This window comes from Rhizobium sp. Root274 (assembly GCF_001429245.1).
GTDB lineage: Bacteria > Pseudomonadota > Alphaproteobacteria > Rhizobiales > Rhizobiaceae > Allorhizobium.
Map to the genome: position 1 here is coordinate 1204704 of NZ_LMJE01000001.1, position 17411 is coordinate 1222114.

The window sequence follows — 17411 nt, forward strand, 5'->3', positions numbered from 1 at the left end:
AGCGGGTTTATTTTCGAGTGATCCATGACGACCCATGACGACCCATGACGACTTTAAAATTCAAATCGTCATGCTTAAGCCTTTGTATTTAAACAGTTAATTATCATTCATGACGAGTGTGACGACTTATTCCAACTCTTATGCAGAGAGAATAAAAAAGAATGGTTTGTTTGCTTCATTATGTCTGGAGATGTGGGCAAAACGCGCCATTCTCGTCATGTCATTGATTTAGTTGATCTATTTCGACTTGAGCTCGTCATTGAAACGTCATTGAAACGTCATTGACCACTTGGGGAATCGCTACAGCCCTGAATGCTGCGGACCGGCCCCCCAAGCACTTTTTCACTGATGCACCGTCGGGACAAAATCGGTTCGGATACGAAACGAATAAAATGCAGTGATGCGGGGATAAAGTGAGGAAAAAAGTAGTTGCGGTTTCTTCTAGTACCGTGATACCACTGTGTCACATCAACGGAGGTGATCATGAAAACCGATACCAGCTACACCCCGATCGAGAATGAGTTTCAAAACTTCGTTTGTGCGATGTTTGCAGGAGAAAGCTTGTCCGTCGCACAGCTCCGCACCCTGCGATACAATTGGTTCGCTAGTGCAGCCGTCGCGATGAACCTTCTCGGCGATAAACCAGAGTTAGCGGAAACGATTAAAGCCGAACTTTTGGATTTTGCAGACCAGCAAGACGTATGGGCGCATTGATGAGCAACGATCAGACCTATTCACCGTTGGAAACGTCATTCCGCGCCATGATGGCCGGTTTTGACAAAAGCCCCGGCGCTTCCCTCGTGGGTGAAGATTTGCGCCGGTATGACGTTTTCACGGGTGCTTCTTTCGTTATCGCGCTGCTCAAAGGATCAGAAGAGTGGCGTGACATCTTGGAGAACGAGCTGAAGGACTACCACGAGCATTTGGAGAGAACGAAAAATGGCTGAATCGGCAGATAGCGGCGGTCTACTTGTCCAAATCGGCGTGACACAAGCGCGGATGGAGCGAGAACTTGCAAAACTCGTGAAGGACGCCGCGAAGTCTGCACAGAAGATGGAAAATGATTTTGCGGCGGCAAATCAGAACATCAGCAAAGGGGCGGGAGCGGCATTTAACGGTGTGAGCAGGGGTGCCACCGCTGCAACCGGCGCTGTCAGGAATGCGTCGTTCGCGACGGCAAATCTAGCCGCCCAGTTTAACGATATCGGGGTGTCTCTTGCCGGTGGTCAGTCGCCATTTCTGGTTATGCTGCAGCAAGGCACGCAGATTTCGCAATTGTTCAACCAAACCGGCACGTCAATTCGCGGTTTCGGTTCGATCTTGGCGGGTGCGGTGACGTCCGTCCTGAACCCGTTTTCTTTGCTGACCTTCGCCATTATTGGCGCGGGTGGTTATGCCGTTCAATACTTTTCTAGCCTGACAAGCGGGGGGGAAGAGGCGAACAAGGTAGTTGAGGAACAGGCGAAACTTATCGAGAGTGTCGCGAAGACGTGGGGCGACGCTGTGCCCGCGCTTCAGGCTTATGTTGCCGCTCTGGCGACCGCGAAAAATGCGGCTGACCTGTTGCAGGCGTCGAGAACGTTGGCCGACAAACAATGGACGCTGGCCCGTGCAGAGATTGAGGCGGTCAATGTTGCTTTCACGGATCTGAAAAGTCAGCTCGCATCGGCCGGTGAAGAAACAGAAATCATCAACGACCTGAATCAGGCGTTTCAGAATCTTCGAGCGAAGGTCGCCGACGGTACCGCCACGCAGGCAGACTTCACAGAAATTCAAGATGCAATGGCGGCGGCTATCGGTAGTTCTGGCATTCCGGCATTGAACGATTTTGCCGCAGCTTTTGCCAATTTGTCTCAGACCATCGCGGGCGCAATTACCCAGGCGCGAATTTTTGACCAAGAGTCACTGAACGCGTTGACCGTGGGCAAGAATGGCCCGCCGCTCGGGTCGTTGTCACCGCTGTTCTCGGAAGGCGGCAAGCTTTATTCCGGTGAAGATTTCCAGCCGTTCGGCAACGCACCGACACCGACAGAACGCCCCAAGATCGAGCTGACCGGTTTGCCCGATGGTTACACGCCGAAGAAGACCGGGGGCGGCGGACGCGGTGCTAATGCCTTCAAGGATGAAGTTGCAGGGATCCGGGAACGGACTGCCGCGCTTCGTGAATCGACGGCTGCACAGGCGGCAATCAATCCCCTTGTGAAAGATTACGGTTTCGCGATGGAAAAAGCGCAGGCCGAACAGAAGTTACTTGCTGACGCGCAACGTGCCGGGATGGAAATCACACCGCAGTTGCGTGAACAGATTTCGGCTTTGGCGACCGGTTACGCTGAAGCCTCGTCGGAAGCAAAACGACTCTCTGAAGAACAGAAGAATATCCAGAAGAACGCCGAAGAATGGGCGAACCTAGAAAAGGACGTTTTCAAGGGTTTCCTGTCTGATCTGAAGGCAGGGAAGTCGGGCGCTGAAGCGTTGTCGAATGCCTTGAACAAGCTCGCTGATAAGCTGCTCGATATGGGCACGAACGCCCTTTTGGGCTCGTTTGGTTCTGGTGCCGGAGCGATGGGCGGCGGTGGCGGAAAAGGCATCTTCAGCGCTATTCTCGGTGGCATAGGGAAGATTTTCGGGTTCGCATCCGGCACACCGAACACAGGTGGTCGGCGCGGGCAGGCGGTCGGCGTCGTGCACGGTCAGGAAGCGGTTATTCCGCTTCCGGCCGGTGGCAAGGTTCCTGTCCAGATCAACAGCCCGAGCGCTTCGGAGATGGCGAAGAAATCAAGTCGTGACGAAGTCGAAATCGTCTTGATCGATGACTCGGGCCGAATGGCGTCAATTGCTGATCAGCGGATTCGGACTGCTAGTGGGACGATTGTCAGCGTTGCGAGTAAAAGTGCGTTCGAGCGGGTTAAGGGCGAAATGCCGAAGCTGATGACGGACACCAAAGAGAGGTTCCTGTGAAGGCGCTTCAGTTTTTCGGCTCGTATTCCAAGGCTGTTTTCAAGCGTGCTTCTTTGTCTTCTGCAGCCTTTAACTCGCGCTCAAGTCTCTCGAAGATGGGCCAAAGTTGCTCACCGTACGGTTGGGTTTTAATGGCTCTAGCGAGGGTTTTCATGGCTTGGCGAATTTCGTCCACTGACACGGTCATCGCCCCTCCATAAAGTTCTTGCGTTTTCTTCTACTGCATGGCAATTTCACTTCGAAACGAGGCTCCACGATGAATAACCTTATTCTTAACACAAACCAGGCGTGCCGTGTGGTTGGGATCGATCCCGACCGCCTTAACGAGAACGTCTCTGCCGGTCGCATGCCCTGTCTTCCGAAAACGATCAGAGGTCGGTCGCGAGAGTTCAGCGAACATGATCTGCTAACGCTTTATCTGTTCAGAAAACTTCTCGACAGAAAAGTTCATGCGAAAATGGCCGGTCAACTTGCCTGTTGGGTGTCCGAGAAGGCGCGTTCATACCCGGATGCGCGGTACATTTCGATCGTTGAAACTGCTATGCCCGGCAATCGAAATGTTTGGATTTTCAAGGACATTTTCAAATCTGAAGAGATCCTAGAGGCCAGGTTTGCCGGTTACCCCGTCGAAGACGTGCAGCACTTCGACATCAAACAGATTCGCGAAACGATCGCCCGTCGCGTTGCTGAAGAACTAGGAGGCGGCGAATGACCTCTGCAATCCAGAACGAAGCATCAGAAGCCCTTGAGCATGTCACGGGCGGCAAGCTGGACCAACTGTCCCACGCTCAACTTGCTTGGTTTGCACAGTTGACACGCGCCATGGCCGATCTTGCCGAAGAAGAAATGAAGCGTCGGGGTGTCCATTATCTCCCCGTGTTTCGACGTAATCTCAACGCCTGACAAAGTTCTTGCCGTTTCTTCTGTAACCGGGCAACGGCCCATAGATGGACAATTACCATGACACTCAAGCTCAAAGACCTAATCGAAAAGCGCAACACCGCGCTGAAGACCATGACCGACGCACACGAAGCCAACAATTCTGAAGCGTTCAACACGGCGGAAACCGAACTTCGTTCGATCGACGCTCAGATTGACCGTGCGAAGAAGATCGATGCTTTCGAACGTGTGGAAGTCGGCCGGCCTCTCAGCGGTGACACGAAGTTCTCTGACGAAGTGCGTCACTACGATCTTGGCAAGGCCATTCTTGGCGCGATGAATGGTCGCCTGGAAGGTCGTGAAGCTGAGATCGACCAGGAAATGAAGCGGGGCCGTGAAAGCCGTTCGGGTGCTGGCATTCATCTCGCCGTGCCGTCTGAAATCTTCCTCGGATCGGCCGAACAGCGTGCCGGCCAAATGGTCGCTTCCGACCCGTCGGGCGGCTATACCGTCAAGACCGACCTTGGTCCGCTCGCCGACCGTTTCCGCCCCGCTCTGAAGGTTGAAGCCATGGGGGCGACCGTCCTTCGCGGTCTTGTCGGCGACCTCGATCTGCCGAATTTGCTTTCCAGTGGTTCGGCCAATTGGATAGGCGAAAATCAAGACGTCACCAGGTCGGCCGCAACGTTTGGCCGGGTTTCGATGAGCCCGAAAACGGTGGCTGGCGAATATCGCATGTCGCGCCGTCTGCTGATTCAGAGCAGCGTTGCTATCGAAAGCATTCTTCGTCGTGACTTGGGTTTCCTGCTTGCTCAGAAGCTCGACGCCGCAGCAATCGACGGCAATGGTGTAACCGCGCCGATCGGGATCCTGAACACTGCGAACGTGTCGAAGGTGACCACGGAAACCGCATTCTCGGACACTACGGCTAACCTGATTTCTGAACTTGAACTGGATGACGTCACCGGCACGGCGGCATTCCTCACGAACCCGACTGTTATGAAGATGGTTCGGAAGCTCAAGGACGGCGATGGTCATATCATGCCTGTATCCGAACTGTTCCACAACACGCGGGCGGAAGTTACGACTCAGGTTCCGACCAACATCGGAACAGGCGGCAACAAGTCGGCGCTGGTGTATGGGCAGTGGGGCGAGCTCTATATCGGGTACTGGTCGGCGGTTGACCTTCTGTTGAACCCGTATCATCCCGACGTCGCTTCGAATGGCGGTGCACTCCTTCATGCCTTCCTTGATGCCGATACGGGCATCAGACATTCCGAAGCTTTTTCCTACGCGGAAATCTGATCATGACCGGGGGCAACATCGAACGGCGAACATTCACCGAACTACGCACCAACGGGCGGCGGCTAGAAGGTTACGCCGCAACGTTTGGCACAGAAGCGCGGATCGGTGGGTTCACTGAAGTGATTGCCCCCGGCGCTTTTCGCACCGCCCTGACTGGTGACGTTCTCGCTCTGCTTGATCATGATGCGAGTAGGGTTCTCGGGCGTACAAAGTCTGGCACCTTGCGCCTGACGGAAGATTCTCGGGGTCTCGCATTTAGCCTCGATCTTCCCGACACATCTGCAGGACGTGACGTTCTCGCGCTTGCCGAACGTCGTGACCTCGGCGGCATGTCGTTCGGGTTTGTTGTCCCCAAAGGTGGCGAGACATGGTCGGGTGAAAAGCGCACCCTCCACACCGTGGACCTGAAAGAAATTTCAATCGTCAGTGCTTGGCCGGCATATCCCGATACAGAAATCGCCCTTCGTTCTCGTGGTGAATCGGATTTCGAGCGCCGTCGAAGAATGTTGATTTTGGCAGGAGCACGCCATGGGTTTGATTAAGCGTATTCTTGGCCGTGAGACACGTTCGCTCGGTTTGCCTCCGGGTGTAGGTGCCTCACAGGCAATTAAGTCTGATGACCCTTACCTGGCTGAATGGTTCGGGATCCGAGGCGGCTTCTCTTCGTTGTCACCGCGTGCGGCCGAAAATCTCTCTGCCGTTCTTGCCTGTGTGAATGCCATTTCGACGGCGCTCGCCTACGTGCCAGTGATCGTCTATCGTCGTGATACCAACGGTAACCGCGCCGAAGTTCCTTCACATCCTCTCGCCCGCCTGGTGCGTAGTGGTGCCAACGATCAGATGAGTTGGCCCGATTTTGTCGAACATCTTGTTGCCGGAACTCTGTTGAGCGGGAATGGTGTCGCCGTCATCGAAAACGGTAGCAACGGTCAATTGAGCGGCCTTCGCTACATCCCTTGGAACATGGTTTCTATTTCCGAGCTGCAAAGCGGTCGGCTGGCTTATGACGTTTCCGACCAGCGCGGCACACGACGTTATCTTGAGGGGGAGGTTATTCACCTTCGCGACCGAACCGATGACGGCAAGGTTGGACGTTCGCGGCTTTCACGGGCTGCAGATTCGGTCAACAGTGTTCACGCAGCTAACGAGCATGCGGCGGCTTTCTTGCGCAACGGTGCGAGCCCGAGCGGGGTTTTGGAAACAGACGAGAAACTTTCAGCGGAGGTTGCCAAGCGACTCGGGGAGAGTTGGGCAAATCGCTACAGTGGCGCAAACAACGCGGGGAAAACTCCGATCCTCGAAGAAGGATTGAAGTGGAAGGCTGCACAGATTTCGCCTGAAGATGCCGAATTGCTCGAAACACGTCGTTTCGGCGTCATCGAAATTTGTCGTCTGTTCCAGGTTCCGCCGCCGATCGTGCAGAGCTACGAGAACAATACCTTTACGAACGCGGCCCAAGCGGGCCTGTGGTTCGCAACGTTCTGTCTTTCCCCATGGGCGAGAAAGATCGAGGCCGAATTCGCTCGATCGGTTTTCCCGTCGTCCAGTGCATACGAAATTGAAATGGACCTCTCGGGCTTCCTGCGTGGTGATCCTGAGACCCGTTGGAATGCCCACAAGATTGCAATTGATACCGGGGTTCTCGATACTGACGAAGTCCGTCAAATCGAAGGTTGGAACCCGCGTCCCGCGACACAGAACGAGGTTTCGGACTGATGGCAAGCGCAACACTCAACATCAAAGTTTCGCCCCGCCGCATGTTATCGGCACGAGAGGCCAGCGAATATGTCGGGCTTCCGACGAAGCGCTTCCCTGGCGTCTGCTCAGTGCAACCAGTGGCGATGCCAGACGGTTCCAACCTCTACGATATGCGCGACCTTGACGCATGGGTGGACAGCCTGAAATCCGGCGCACCTGGTAACGATGAGGACATTCTCGGGCGGCTCGGATGAGTGCGGATCGCGAGAAGAGGGTAAACAAGTATAAGGGCTGGCAAATCTTCCGGGATAAAAAGCCGCCTTTCGAATGGCGTGCCTACCATCGGCAAAGTCGCGAGAAAATCGATTGCACCAAGTTCGAGCCGTATTCCCTCGCGTTCGATATGGAAGTGCATCGAATAAATGAACTCCACAAGGTGCGTGAGACCAGACCCGGCACGCTTGGGATGCTGATAAAAAAATACCGCGCTAGCCCTAAATTCAAGAAGCGCGCGGAACGTACCCGAGCCGATTATCAGCGGGTGTTCGACTGGTTGCAGCCGATCGATGATACTCCCCTTGAGAAGTTTACGCGAAGCTTCGTGGCGAAAATTCGCGATCGTGCGGAACTGAAAAAGGGGTTCCGATTCGCCAACTACGTTCGGTCTGTTCTGTCGCTCCTTTTCAACTGGGGTCTTGAATATGATTACGTAAAAGAGAACCCCGTCGAAGCTGTCAGCGTCGCAGAACGTCCCAAGAATCTCGCGGATGCGAATCGACCTTGGACGGACCATGAGCGTGAAACAGTCTTAGCCTCCCTGCCACCGCAGATGGTTTTACCAATCAGCCTCATGATGTTCTACGGCCTCGACCCCCAAGACGCATTACAGCTCCCTCGGACAGCCGTTTCCTCGGCCGGTATCGACACACGCCGTCACAAAACGGGCCAACCTGTTTATTTGCCCCTCTTCGAGCCGGTACGAGCAGCGTTAGCGACTGCGCCGAAACATGATGCGATAACGTTGTGCGCAAACAGCCGCGGGAAGCCTTGGACCTATAATGGCTTCAGCACCAACTGGGACAAGTTGAAAAAGAAGCTAGAAAAAAGCGGCGCTGTACAGCCTGGCCTCACCCTCAAGGGTCTCCGTCATACTGTGGGAACGATCCTTGCCGAGATGGAAAAAGACAACGGCACAATTGCTCTTGTTCTCGGGCACGCTACCGAAGCGATGGCGAAACATTATTCACGAAGGGCCGATCGCTCGCGACAGACGCAAAGTGCTGTTGCTGATTTTGAGGTCGAATTGAACAAACGGAAAACCAAACTTGTCAAACTCGACAAATAATTCTGTCAAACCGCAACACGCTTATACGGCTGGAAAAATGGAAAAAGCAAGGCGCAATAAGGGCTTAGAATGGTGCCCGGAGGCGGATTTGAACCACCGACACGCGGATTTTCAATCCGCTGCTCTACCAACTGAGCTATCCGGGCATCTCGGCTTCAGCTTGAAGCCTGCCGATTTCTTTCGAAACCGCCGGGGTATGTCCCCGGGAGCGAGCGGGGTTATAACATCTTGTTCGGCCATGTCCAGCCGCTTGCGGCACTTTTTTGAAGAAGATGTGAAAATCGCGGAAAAGCCAATCCGAACAACAGGATCGCGTGGCAGTCGCCAAGCCGGCAAGGGCCTTCAGTTGTAGCCCTCATCGTCGGCCTTGGATTCGTCGTCGGCCACCGGGATGGCATAAGCGCCGTTCAGCCAGCGGGAGAGATCGAGGTTGCGGCAGCGGTCTGAGCAAAAGGGATAATTTTCCCGTGTCGAGGGACGTTTGCACTCAGGGCAAGGCAGCGCTTTACGCAGCGGCTCCACCTTGGCCACCCGCGGGTTCTGGTCGTCATGCATCCGTCAGCCCTCCGTCCAGCCGGTATGGACGTCGTAGCCTTCGCCCTGAAGCATCTGCAGCGTCTCGAAGAGCGGCAGACCGACGACATTGGTGTAGGAGCCGACGAGTTTCTGGACGAAGCTACCGGCGATGCCCTGGATGCCGTAGGCCCCGGCCTTGCCGCGCCATTCACCTGATGCGAGGTAGCACTCGATGTCATAGCCCGAGAGACGCTTGAAGCGGACTTTCGTTTCGACGATCTTCTGGCGCAGCGTGCCATCAGGGGCGATCAGGCAGACACCGGTGAAGACCCAGTGGCTGCGGCCGGACAAGAGATGCAGCGCCGACGACGCTTCCTGGACGAGTTCGGCCTTGGGCAGGATGCGACGACCGACGGCAACGACCGTATCGGCGGCCAGCACATAGCTGTTGTTCCAGGCGAGATCCTTCCGGATCTGCTGGTAAGCGGCTTTCGCCTTGTCGGCGGAAAGTCTTCTGGCAAGCGAACGCGGATGCTCGGATTTCTTCGGCGTTTCGTCGAGGTCCATCGGCATCAGGCGCGCGGGCTCGATGCCAGCCTGCTTGAGCAGATCGACACGGCGCGGCGACCCGGAGGCCAAGATCAGCTTCTGTCTCAGTTCCATGACCCCTCGCGGCCGCTCGGCGGTGCTTACTTGAAGCGGTAGGTGATACGGCCCTTGGTCAGGTCGTATGGGGTCATCTCGACCAGGACCTTGTCACCGGCGAGAACGCGGATGCGGTTCTTGCGCATGCGGCCAGCGGTGTGTGCGATGATCTCGTGTTCGTTTTCCAGCTTGACGCGGAAGGTGGCGTTGGGCAGCAATTCGGTGACGACACCGGGGAATTCGAGGACTTCTTCTTTAGCCATAGAGTGGTTGTCTTTCCTGGGGTTTTAAACGGGGCGCGCGGAGGGCCCCTCAAAATGTGGGCGGAAACTACACAATCGCCCGGCATTTGTGAACCTTGTAGATTCGGCTTTCGGAAATTGTTTCAAGAGGGGCGAAAACACCCCTATTCCGGCGTCAGTACCAGCCGTTCCTGAATCAGCCGGGTCAGGCGATCGCGCACGTCGCGGTAGGCGGCAAGCCGCTGCTCCCGGCTGCCGGTTTCGACCGTCGGATCCGGCATCGGCCAGTATTCCACTTCGACGGCAGAGGAGCGGGTGAGTTCCAGCGCTGCGTGATGGGCCTCGGGTGTCAGGGTGATGACGAGATCGAAGTAATCATCCGCCATGTCTTCCAATGTCTGGGGGAGACGACGGCCGAGCGACAGGCCGATTTCGTCCAGCACGACGTCGACAAAGGGATCACGCTCACCCTTTTTCACCCCTGCAGACGCGACCCAGGTGCCGGGCGGTAGCGCCTGCCTGGCGATCGCCTCGGCCATAGGGCTTCGGATCACGTTCTGGCCGCACATGAAGAGGATCGCGCCCATGCGCGAGGTCCGGCGGCTTTCGATCCCGCCCTGGTGCACGTTGCCTAACCCCGCCAATAGAGCACGCAGACCAGGGTGAAGAGACGGCGGGCGGTATCGAAGTCGAGCTTGATCTTGCCTGAAAGCCTGTCCATCAGGGTTTGCGACCCGTCGTTGTGAATCCCGCGGCGCCCCATGTCGATCGCCTCGATCTGCGAGGGGGTCGAGGATCGGATCGCTTCATAATAGCTTTCGCAGATCATGAAGTAGTCCTTGATGATCCTCTGCAGGGGCGTGAGCGACAGGATATGGACGGCGACGTCCTCGCCCGCCTCCGTCTTGATGGAAAAGACGAGCTTGCGATCGACCAGGGACAGGAACAGTTTATAGGGGCCGCCGGCATGGCCGACGGGTTCGAACGAGTTTTCCTCGATCAGATCGAAGATGGCGACCGCCCGTTCGTGCTCGACATCAGGCGTCGAGCGCCCGATGGTCTCGTCCAGCACGACATCTGAGAGCCGGAAGTCGCCCGCCGCCATTCTCTAGTCCCCGAGATTGAGGCGAATGGCGACGGAGCGGGCATGGGCCTCAAGCCCCTCTGACTTCGCGAGCGCGATGGCTGCGGGGCCGAGCTCGCGCAAATGGTCCGGACCGAGCCTCAGGATAGAGGTGCGCTTGACATAATCCAGCACACCCAGTCCCGAGGAGAATCTGGCCGAGCGTGCGGTTGGAAGCACGTGGTTCGAGCCACCGACATAATCGCCGATAACCTCGGGCGTATGGCGCCCGACGAAGATGGCGCCTGCATTGCGGATGCCAGAGATCAGCGGCTCGGGATCGTCGACCGCGAGTTCGAGATGTTCGGCAGCAATCCGGTTGGCAAGCGGGATGGAATCATTCAGCCGGTCGACCAGAATGATGGCGCCGTAATCGCGCCAGCTGGCTGAGGCCGTTTCAGCACGCGGCAGGGTCTTCAACTGACGCTCGACAGCGGCTTCGACCGCTTTGCCGAGGGTCTCGTCGTCGGTGATCACAATCGACTGGGCACCGGGATCGTGTTCAGCCTGGGCTAGAAGATCAGCCGCCAGCCAATCTGGATCATTGTCCTTGTCGGCAATCACAAGCACTTCCGACGGGCCGGCGATCATGTCGATGCCCACAGTGCCGAAGACCTGACGCTTGGCAGCCGCGACATAGGCATTTCCCGGGCCGACAATCTTCGCGACGGGCGCGACGGTCTCAGTGCCATAAGCGAGGGCTGCCACCGCCTGGGCGCCGCCCAGCCGGTAGATCTCGGTGACGCCGGCTATCTTCGCTGCCGCCAGCACCGTCGGATTAATGGCACCGCCGGTTGCCGGAACGACCATGACGACGCGCGGAACACCTGCGACCTTGGCCGGGAGCGCGTTCATCAGCACCGAACTCGGATAGCTCGCCGTGCCGCCCGGCACATAGAGACCGACGGCGTCGATCGCCGTCCAGCGCGAGCCAAGGCCGACGCCAATCGCGTCTTCGTAGATATCATCCTTCGGCATCTGGCGCGCATGGTGGCGCTCGATGCGCTCAGCAGCGAGGTTTAGCGCGTCCATTAGTTCGGATGAAGTCGCGGCCACGGCAGCGTCGATCTCCGCCTCCGTCACACGCATGGAGACTTCGGCAAAATCAATGCCGTCGAAACGTTTCGAATAGTCAGCAAGCGCTGCGTCGCCGCGGGCGCGCACATCGTCGATGATCTTGCGAACGGCGTCATTGACGTCGTCGGACACTTCGCGCTTGGTCGTCAGGAAGGCGGCAAAACGTGCCTCGAAATCTCCCGATGCCTGATTGAGCCAGATTGCCACGTCCCCAGTCTTCCTTCTCACATTCTCTGCAGTTGCCCTGTCGCGACCCCGGGCCGGGCTGGTTCAGTCGGCCTCGTGGGCCGGTCGTGACATCGTTCCCCAGGCGCCGCCGGTATCCGCGAGTTGCCCTTCAATACATTCGATGTCGAGCGCAATGATGCCGCCGCCTGCCAGCACCAGTTCCACGACACCGTCAGGCCCCTCGCCCTTTACCGTGAAGCGGATCGCAAGGAGGCTCAAAACCTCCTCAGTCTTGTTGCGGTCAAAGCCGATCGAGCGCACAGCCTGGACTCGCTTGAAGCTGAGCGCTGCACGGCAACGCTCGAAGCTCTTTGCGCCGCGTGCGGCCTTTTCCCAGACGAAGCGGTTGGCCACCAGCGAAAACAGGCCGGAGCGGGGCGAAAAGGAGAGGTCGGCAACCTTGAAAACGGCGTCCTGCATATGGGCGGAGATGATCGCCAGATCATCCGCGTCGAGTGCGAGAAGCTTCACGTCTGCCATGTCACCTGTCCGTCCTGCCTTGCGGCCCTGTCTTTTTCACTTCCATCGCATTGCATGATGGAATTCATGTTTTGGACATAGGTTGCCGCTTGTCCAGTGGCAACGGGACAAAAAGACTTTTCGCCCCGCTGCCGCCGTGCCGCACCGTTAAAGGCGGGCGGGGATCAGTCGCTGATGCGCTCCACGATGGCGCCGCAACGGGTGAGCTTTTCTTCCAGACGCTCGAAACCGCGGTCGAGATGATAGACGCGGCTGACCATGGTTTCGCCTTCAGCGGCAAGACCGGCGATGACCAGCGACACAGAGGCGCGCAGGTCCGTCGCCATCACAGGGGCGCCGCGCAGGCGGGTGACGCCTTCAATGCGGGCCGTCTGGCCGGAGAGCGTGATCTTGGCCCCGAGGCGGGCCAGCTCCTGCACATGCATGAAGCGGTTTTCGAAGATCGTCTCGGTGACATGCGAAATGCCGTTGGCGCGGGTCATCAGGCCCATGAACTGCGCCTGCAGGTCGGTCGGGAAGCCGGGGAAGGGTTCGGTGACGATATCGACCGGGCGGATCTGATCGCCATGGCCGATCACACGGATGCCGCCATCGACTGCCGAGACTTCGGCACCAGCGCGGCGGATCGCCTCGACCGCGGTATCAAGGAGAGTGATATCGGTGCCGGATAGCGTCACGTCACCGCCCGTCATGGCGACCGCCATGGCATAGGTGCCGGTCTCAATGCGGTCCGGCAAGACGCGGTGGCGGGCACCCGAAAGGCTTGGCACGCCCTCGATGGTGATGGTGGAGGTGCCGGCGCCCGAGATCTTGGCACCCATGGCGATCAGGCAGTTCGCGAGATCGACAACTTCGGGCTCGCGGGCGGCATTGCCGATCACCGTCGTGCCGTTTGCCAGGGAAGCGGCCATCATCATCACATGGGTCGCACCGACCGAGACCTTGGGGAAGGTGTACCGCGCGCCGACCAGGCCGCCCTTCAGCGCCTTGGCGTTGACATAGCCGCCATCGATCTCGAGCTCAGCGCCGAGCGCCGTCAGTCCCTCGAGAAAGAGATCGACCGGACGGGTGCCGATGGCGCAGCCGCCGGGCAGCGATACGCGGCATTGACCTTCGCGGGCAAGCAGCGGGCCGATGACCCAGAAGCTGGCGCGCATCTTCGAGACCAGTTCGTAAGGCGCTGTGGTATCGGCAACCGTGCGGCAGGTGAAATGCACGGTGCGCGAATAGGAGCCGTCCTGATGCTCACGGCGACCGTTGACCGCGATATCAACGCCATGATTGCCGAGAATGCGGATGAGGCCTTCGACGTCTGCCAGATGCGGCACGTTTTCGAGCGTCAGCGTATCTGACGTCAAAAGCGAGGCGATCATCAGGGGGAGCGCTGCGTTTTTCGCACCCGAGATCGGGATGATCCCGTTCAACGCATTGCCACCGACTATCCTGATGCGATCCATATGAGCCTGCGATACGGGCGAAGAGGCCCGCCTTTCCTGATGAGATGTAAGGGGTCAGCCAGTCTGGCGAGGCTGGCTGTTTAGACGAAAAGCATTTCAGGTTCAATCGAGCCTGCGGAACATGGTTCATTCGCCCGATGGGGCTTGGCGATCGGTGGTTCCATCCTCAATCGCAGTCGCATCCGGATTGGACAAATTTGCGGCAGGCAGGCCTTCGCCATCCTCGGCCTCGCCGGCACGACGGGCCCGTGCCTGCTGCTTGCGGCGCGCAAGATTCTCCCGAAGCTTCACGGCCACCCGCAGTCGACGCTGCTCCTCGGCCGCGCTCAGCTTCGGTTTTCCACTGCGGGATACACCCGGCTCCTCCACTCCGGAAGAGTTGGATGGCGCATCATTCGCCTTGTTTTCCAATGGGTCTGTCATGCCGGGTTTGATACCGCAAAGCACGATGGCGCAAAAGCCCCCAGCAACATCCTTCGAAAACTTCAGCACAATTCGCTTTCCGGCTTGCACTGCCGGAAAGTCTATGGCAATAGGCCCCTCGTTCCGGGCGACACCACGCTTCGCCCGCCAGATGCTGCTATAGCTCAGGGGTAGAGCACTCCCTTGGTAAGGGAGAGGCCGAGAGTTCAAATCTCTCTAGCAGCACCATCTTTCCCAGAATGAATTCGTTACGAAGAATCGCTCGCGGTTGTGATGACGGCGCAGGTCAAACCGCCGGATCATGGCCTTATCCCTGATGCTTTTCCAGCGCCTGCAGCAACTGCTCGATGTCGGTCCAGAGCTCCGCCTCTTCTTCCAGACCGATGCTGAGCCGCAGGACGATGTCTGGACCCTTCCAGGGGGTGACGCTTCGATGCCTTGCGACCGGCATGGGGGCAACCAGGCTGCGGGTGCCGCCCCAGGATGCTCCGATGGCGAAGAGCCTGAAGGCATCGAGCGCTGTGGCAATCCCGGCTGATGCGGCCTGATTGAAGACAATGCCGAACACGCCGCTCGAGCCGAGGAAATCCCTTTGCCAGATCGCATGCCCCGGCGAGGATTTGAGCGCCGGATGCAGCACGCGATCGACCAGCGGATGGTCAGCCAGTCGATGGGCAAAGTCCAGAGCCACCCGCTCCGAATGGCGAAGACGCAGGCTGAGTGTCTCGAAGCCACGCAGGACCAGGGATGCGTCGTCGGGCGAGACGCCGACGCCGAAGCGGCCCATCTGTGATCGGATGGGCGCAATCAGCCGCTCATTGGCCACCGTGAGTGAGCCCATCAGCACGTCGGAATGGCCGGAGACGAACTTGGTCAGCGCTTCGGTGACGAAATCGGCGCCGTGGCAAAGCGGCTTGTAGTTGAGCGGGGTCGCCCAGGTGTTGTCCAAGCCAACCAGCGCGCCATGGGCATGGGCAATCGCTGCGATCTTCGGCAGGTCGATTACCTCCATCGTCGTTGATCCCGGGCTCTCACACCAGACGATGCGGGTGGTTGATTTTATCTTTGCGGCGACGTCCTGCGGGTCGAGCGGATCGAAGTAATCCACGCCCACGCCGAGCCGGCGCAGATCCGTTTCGGCAAAATCCCGCATTGGCGGATAGACGCTGTCGACCATCAGGACATGGTCTCCGGCAGAGAGGAAGGGCAGGATCGCAAGGATATTGGCGGTCTGACCAGACGGTGCAAGGAAGGTCCAGGCGCCCTGCTCAAGGGCGTTCAGCTTGGCTTCGAGCGTCCGGGTCGTCGGCGTTCCGTAGAGGCCGTAGCTGTAGCCCTCATGGCCGCGCTCACCGCGTGCCGCATAGGATGCCGCATCCTTGAAGACGATCGTCGAGCCACGGTGGACGGCGACACCCAACGGATCAAACCCTTCTTGGGATACCGCGGGGGTCAGAACACATCGGGTGCTATCGCGCATGAGACGGGCCTTTCGGGAGCTGGCGGCCCGAACAGAAGCCTATTTGCACGGCTTAATCCATAGGCCAGATCTTACCCTTGACGGCTTCCGGCCACATCAGCGGACAAAGTCCTTACCCTGAGCTCCGCAGATGCGCCTCGACAAGATTGCTTCGCTGCCGGGCCTGGTAGCGGCCAGATGGCACGGGGGAGAGGAGATCTTGGCCGTCGGTAATTGTCTGGCCTCGCACCAGCAGGCGCACCGGCCAGCCGCGCACCTCCAGCCCTTCGTAAGGCGTATAATCTGCGCCGTGCTGCAGCAGATCATTGGTCAGCATGACCCGCTTGTCCGGGTCCCAGAGTGCGATGTCGGCATCGGCGCCGATCGCGATCGTGCCCTTTTGCGGATACATGCCATAGAGCTTGGCGTGGTTGGTCGACGTCATCGCCACGAAGCGGTTGATGTCGATACGGCCCTTCATCACGCCCTCGGAAAACAGGATCGGCAGGCGCGTCGCGACACCCGGGATACCATTCGGAATCCAGCGGAAGTGGCGCTTGCCCTTTTCATTCAGCTTGCCTTCCGGATCGTCAAAGCGGAAGGGACAGTGGTCGGAGGAGAAAAGGTCGAAGACGCCCTGCTCGATGCCTTCCCAGCAGGCGTTCTGGCTTGCCTTATCGCGCGGCGGCGGCGAGCAGACGAATTTCGCGCCATCCAGGCCTTCAAGATCCAGATCGTCGGCCGTCAGCATCAGATATTGCGGACAGGTCTCGCCGGCAATCTTCTGGCCGCGCTTTCGGGCACGGCGGATTTCCTCCATGGCCTCGCGATTGGAGACATGGACGATGACGATCGGCACATCGACGATTTCGGCGAGCGACAGCGCCCGATGGGTCGCCTCGCGCTCGGCCGCAACCGGCCTGGTCGTCGCGTGATATTTCGGGGCGAACTTGCCCTCTTCCTCATGGCGGCCGATCAGATAGCGGATCGCGTCTTCGTTCTCGCAGTGGACCATGACCAGAGCGCCGGTGCGCCGTGCCGTATCGAGCGTCGCCAGGATCTCGTCGTCGCGCAGGCGCAGTCCCTCATAGGTCATGAAGACCTTCAGCGACGTATAACCGTCTTCGACGAGGGCCGGCAGTTCCTGGCCGAGCACCTCGGCCGTCGGATCGGTGATCACGAGGTGGAAGGAGACGTCGACATGACATTTGCCCTCCGCCTTGTTGTGGTAGACCTTCAGTGCCTCGCGCAGTGACTGGCCCTTCTCCTGCATGCAGAAGGCAAGCACCGTGCTGTTGCCGCCGATCGCAGCGGAGCGTGTGCCACTGGCAAAATCATCCGCCATGACGATGCCGTCGCCGGAGGGCTGGTCGAGATGCACATGGCTGTCGATACCGCCGGGAAGAACGAATAGACCGGTTGCGTCGATGACCTCGTCGGCATCGGTCAGGCCAAGCGCCAGCGCTGCGATACGGCCGTCCTTGATGCCGACGTCGCTGACAAAGGTGTCACTTGCCGTCACCACAGTCCCGTTGCGGATCACCGTATCGAAGCGCATGCATCTGTCCTTCTCGTT

The 17411-nt window shown here is 58.4% G+C and carries 22 protein-coding genes and 2 tRNA genes; 11 read left to right on the forward strand and 13 right to left on the reverse strand.

Going from position 1 to position 17411, the window contains the following annotated elements:
• The first annotated feature begins 483 nt into the window (after positions 1 to 483).
• Genes ASE36_RS06025 through ASE36_RS06035 form a run of 3 tightly spaced genes read left to right on the forward strand, consistent with a single transcriptional unit; the run spans position 484 to position 2958 of the window.
• Entirely contained in the window at positions 484 to 714 is a 231-nt protein-coding gene (locus ASE36_RS06025; protein ID WP_062276477.1) for a hypothetical protein, read from the forward strand.
• Positions 714 to 947: a hypothetical protein gene (locus ASE36_RS06030; protein WP_062611272.1), complete on the forward strand. Its 234-nt coding sequence runs from the start codon at positions 714 to 716 to the stop codon at positions 945 to 947. The genes ASE36_RS06025 and ASE36_RS06030 overlap by 1 nt, the downstream gene beginning before the upstream one ends.
• Positions 940 to 2958, forward strand: a complete 2019-nt coding sequence (locus ASE36_RS06035; RefSeq protein ID WP_062276480.1) for a phage tail length tape measure family protein — start codon at positions 940 to 942, stop codon at positions 2956 to 2958. The genes ASE36_RS06030 and ASE36_RS06035 overlap by 8 nt, the downstream gene beginning before the upstream one ends.
• A gap of 7 nt (positions 2959 to 2965) precedes the next feature.
• On the opposite strand, the gene ASE36_RS06040 is transcribed toward ASE36_RS06035, so the two are convergent.
• On the reverse strand, positions 2966 to 3145 hold the full coding sequence (locus ASE36_RS06040) for a hypothetical protein (RefSeq protein ID WP_062276482.1): 180 nt from the start codon (positions 3143 to 3145) through the stop codon (positions 2966 to 2968).
• Positions 3146 to 3214: 69 nt separating this feature from the next.
• Here ASE36_RS06040 and ASE36_RS06045 point away from each other — a divergent pair, with 69 nt between their 5' ends.
• The 7 genes from ASE36_RS06045 to ASE36_RS06075 are packed head-to-tail and all read left to right on the forward strand — an operon-like array spanning position 3215 to position 8185.
• On the forward strand, positions 3215 to 3670 hold the full coding sequence (locus ASE36_RS06045; RefSeq protein WP_062611275.1) for a hypothetical protein: 456 nt from the start codon (positions 3215 to 3217) through the stop codon (positions 3668 to 3670).
• On the forward strand, positions 3667 to 3861 hold the full coding sequence (locus ASE36_RS06050; protein ID WP_062276484.1) for a hypothetical protein: 195 nt from the start codon (positions 3667 to 3669) through the stop codon (positions 3859 to 3861). The genes ASE36_RS06045 and ASE36_RS06050 overlap by 4 nt, the downstream gene beginning before the upstream one ends.
• 57 nt (positions 3862 to 3918) lie before the next feature.
• On the forward strand, positions 3919 to 5142 hold the full coding sequence (locus ASE36_RS06055; protein ID WP_062276486.1) for a phage major capsid protein: 1224 nt from the start codon (positions 3919 to 3921) through the stop codon (positions 5140 to 5142).
• Between the two features lie 2 nt (positions 5143 to 5144).
• On the forward strand, positions 5145 to 5684 hold the full coding sequence (locus tag ASE36_RS06060; RefSeq protein WP_062276488.1) for an HK97 family phage prohead protease: 540 nt from the start codon (positions 5145 to 5147) through the stop codon (positions 5682 to 5684).
• A complete protein-coding gene (locus tag ASE36_RS06065) occupies positions 5671 to 6858 on the forward strand; it encodes a phage portal protein (RefSeq protein ID WP_082510854.1) in 1188 nt (395 codons plus the stop codon). The genes ASE36_RS06060 and ASE36_RS06065 overlap by 14 nt, the downstream gene beginning before the upstream one ends.
• Positions 6858 to 7094, forward strand: coding sequence for a hypothetical protein (locus tag ASE36_RS06070; RefSeq protein ID WP_244474669.1), 237 nt, complete (start codon positions 6858 to 6860; stop codon positions 7092 to 7094). The genes ASE36_RS06065 and ASE36_RS06070 overlap by 1 nt, the downstream gene beginning before the upstream one ends.
• On the forward strand, positions 7091 to 8185 hold the full coding sequence (locus ASE36_RS06075; protein WP_062276497.1) for a tyrosine-type recombinase/integrase: 1095 nt from the start codon (positions 7091 to 7093) through the stop codon (positions 8183 to 8185). Before ASE36_RS06070 ends, ASE36_RS06075 begins: the two co-directional genes overlap by 4 nt.
• A 70-nt stretch (positions 8186 to 8255) precedes the next feature.
• Here ASE36_RS06075 and ASE36_RS06080 read toward each other — a convergent pair.
• The 10 genes from ASE36_RS06080 to ASE36_RS06125 form a co-directional block, all read right to left on the reverse strand.
• Positions 8256 to 8331: transfer RNA gene (locus ASE36_RS06080), tRNA-Phe, on the reverse strand.
• Between the two features lie 196 nt (positions 8332 to 8527).
• Complete coding sequence (gene yacG, locus ASE36_RS06085) at positions 8528 to 8740, reverse strand: DNA gyrase inhibitor YacG (protein ID WP_062276500.1); 213 nt, start codon at positions 8738 to 8740, stop codon at positions 8528 to 8530.
• Between the two features lie 3 nt (positions 8741 to 8743).
• Positions 8744 to 9364, reverse strand: a complete 621-nt coding sequence (locus tag ASE36_RS06090; protein ID WP_062276502.1) for a Maf-like protein — start codon at positions 9362 to 9364, stop codon at positions 8744 to 8746.
• Between the two features lie 26 nt (positions 9365 to 9390).
• Positions 9391 to 9609 carry a translation initiation factor IF-1 gene (gene infA, locus ASE36_RS06095; RefSeq protein WP_004435948.1) on the reverse strand — a complete coding sequence of 73 codons (219 nt, stop codon included), beginning with the start codon at positions 9607 to 9609 and terminating at the stop codon, positions 9391 to 9393.
• A 143-nt stretch (positions 9610 to 9752) separates the two neighbouring features.
• Positions 9753 to 10175 (reverse strand): low molecular weight phosphatase family protein, encoded by a 423-nt coding sequence (locus tag ASE36_RS06100; RefSeq protein ID WP_062276505.1) that lies wholly within the window; start codon positions 10173 to 10175, stop codon positions 9753 to 9755.
• 44 nt (positions 10176 to 10219) lie between these two features.
• Positions 10220 to 10693, reverse strand: a complete 474-nt coding sequence (locus ASE36_RS06105) for a UPF0262 family protein (RefSeq protein WP_062276507.1) — start codon at positions 10691 to 10693, stop codon at positions 10220 to 10222.
• 3 nt (positions 10694 to 10696) lie between these two features.
• The gene (hisD, locus tag ASE36_RS06110) at positions 10697 to 11995 is read right to left on the reverse strand and encodes a histidinol dehydrogenase (RefSeq protein ID WP_062276509.1); all 1299 of its coding nucleotides are present in this window, start codon (positions 11993 to 11995) and stop codon (positions 10697 to 10699) included.
• A gap of 63 nt (positions 11996 to 12058) precedes the next feature.
• Positions 12059 to 12496: a DUF2948 family protein gene (locus ASE36_RS06115; RefSeq protein ID WP_062276511.1), complete on the reverse strand. Its 438-nt coding sequence runs from the start codon at positions 12494 to 12496 to the stop codon at positions 12059 to 12061.
• A gap of 164 nt (positions 12497 to 12660) precedes the next feature.
• On the reverse strand, positions 12661 to 13953 hold the full coding sequence (gene murA / locus ASE36_RS06120) for a UDP-N-acetylglucosamine 1-carboxyvinyltransferase (RefSeq protein ID WP_062276513.1): 1293 nt from the start codon (positions 13951 to 13953) through the stop codon (positions 12661 to 12663).
• Between the two features lie 126 nt (positions 13954 to 14079).
• Positions 14080 to 14376, reverse strand: coding sequence for a hypothetical protein (locus ASE36_RS06125; protein WP_156378576.1), 297 nt, complete (start codon positions 14374 to 14376; stop codon positions 14080 to 14082).
• A 153-nt stretch (positions 14377 to 14529) separates the two neighbouring features.
• On the opposite strand from ASE36_RS06125, the gene ASE36_RS06130 reads away from it, so the two are divergent.
• Positions 14530 to 14604 (forward strand) — tRNA-Thr (locus tag ASE36_RS06130).
• Positions 14605 to 14683: 79 nt separating this feature from the next.
• Here ASE36_RS06130 and ASE36_RS06135 read toward each other — a convergent pair.
• Together ASE36_RS06135 and hydA are read right to left on the reverse strand one after the other, a co-directional pair.
• Positions 14684 to 15856 carry a trans-sulfuration enzyme family protein gene (locus ASE36_RS06135; RefSeq protein WP_062276515.1) on the reverse strand — a complete coding sequence of 391 codons (1173 nt, stop codon included), beginning with the start codon at positions 15854 to 15856 and terminating at the stop codon, positions 14684 to 14686.
• Between the two features lie 112 nt (positions 15857 to 15968).
• On the reverse strand, positions 15969 to 17393 hold the full coding sequence (hydA, locus tag ASE36_RS06140) for a dihydropyrimidinase (RefSeq protein WP_062276517.1): 1425 nt from the start codon (positions 17391 to 17393) through the stop codon (positions 15969 to 15971).
• Positions 17394 to 17411: the final 18 nt, after the last annotated feature.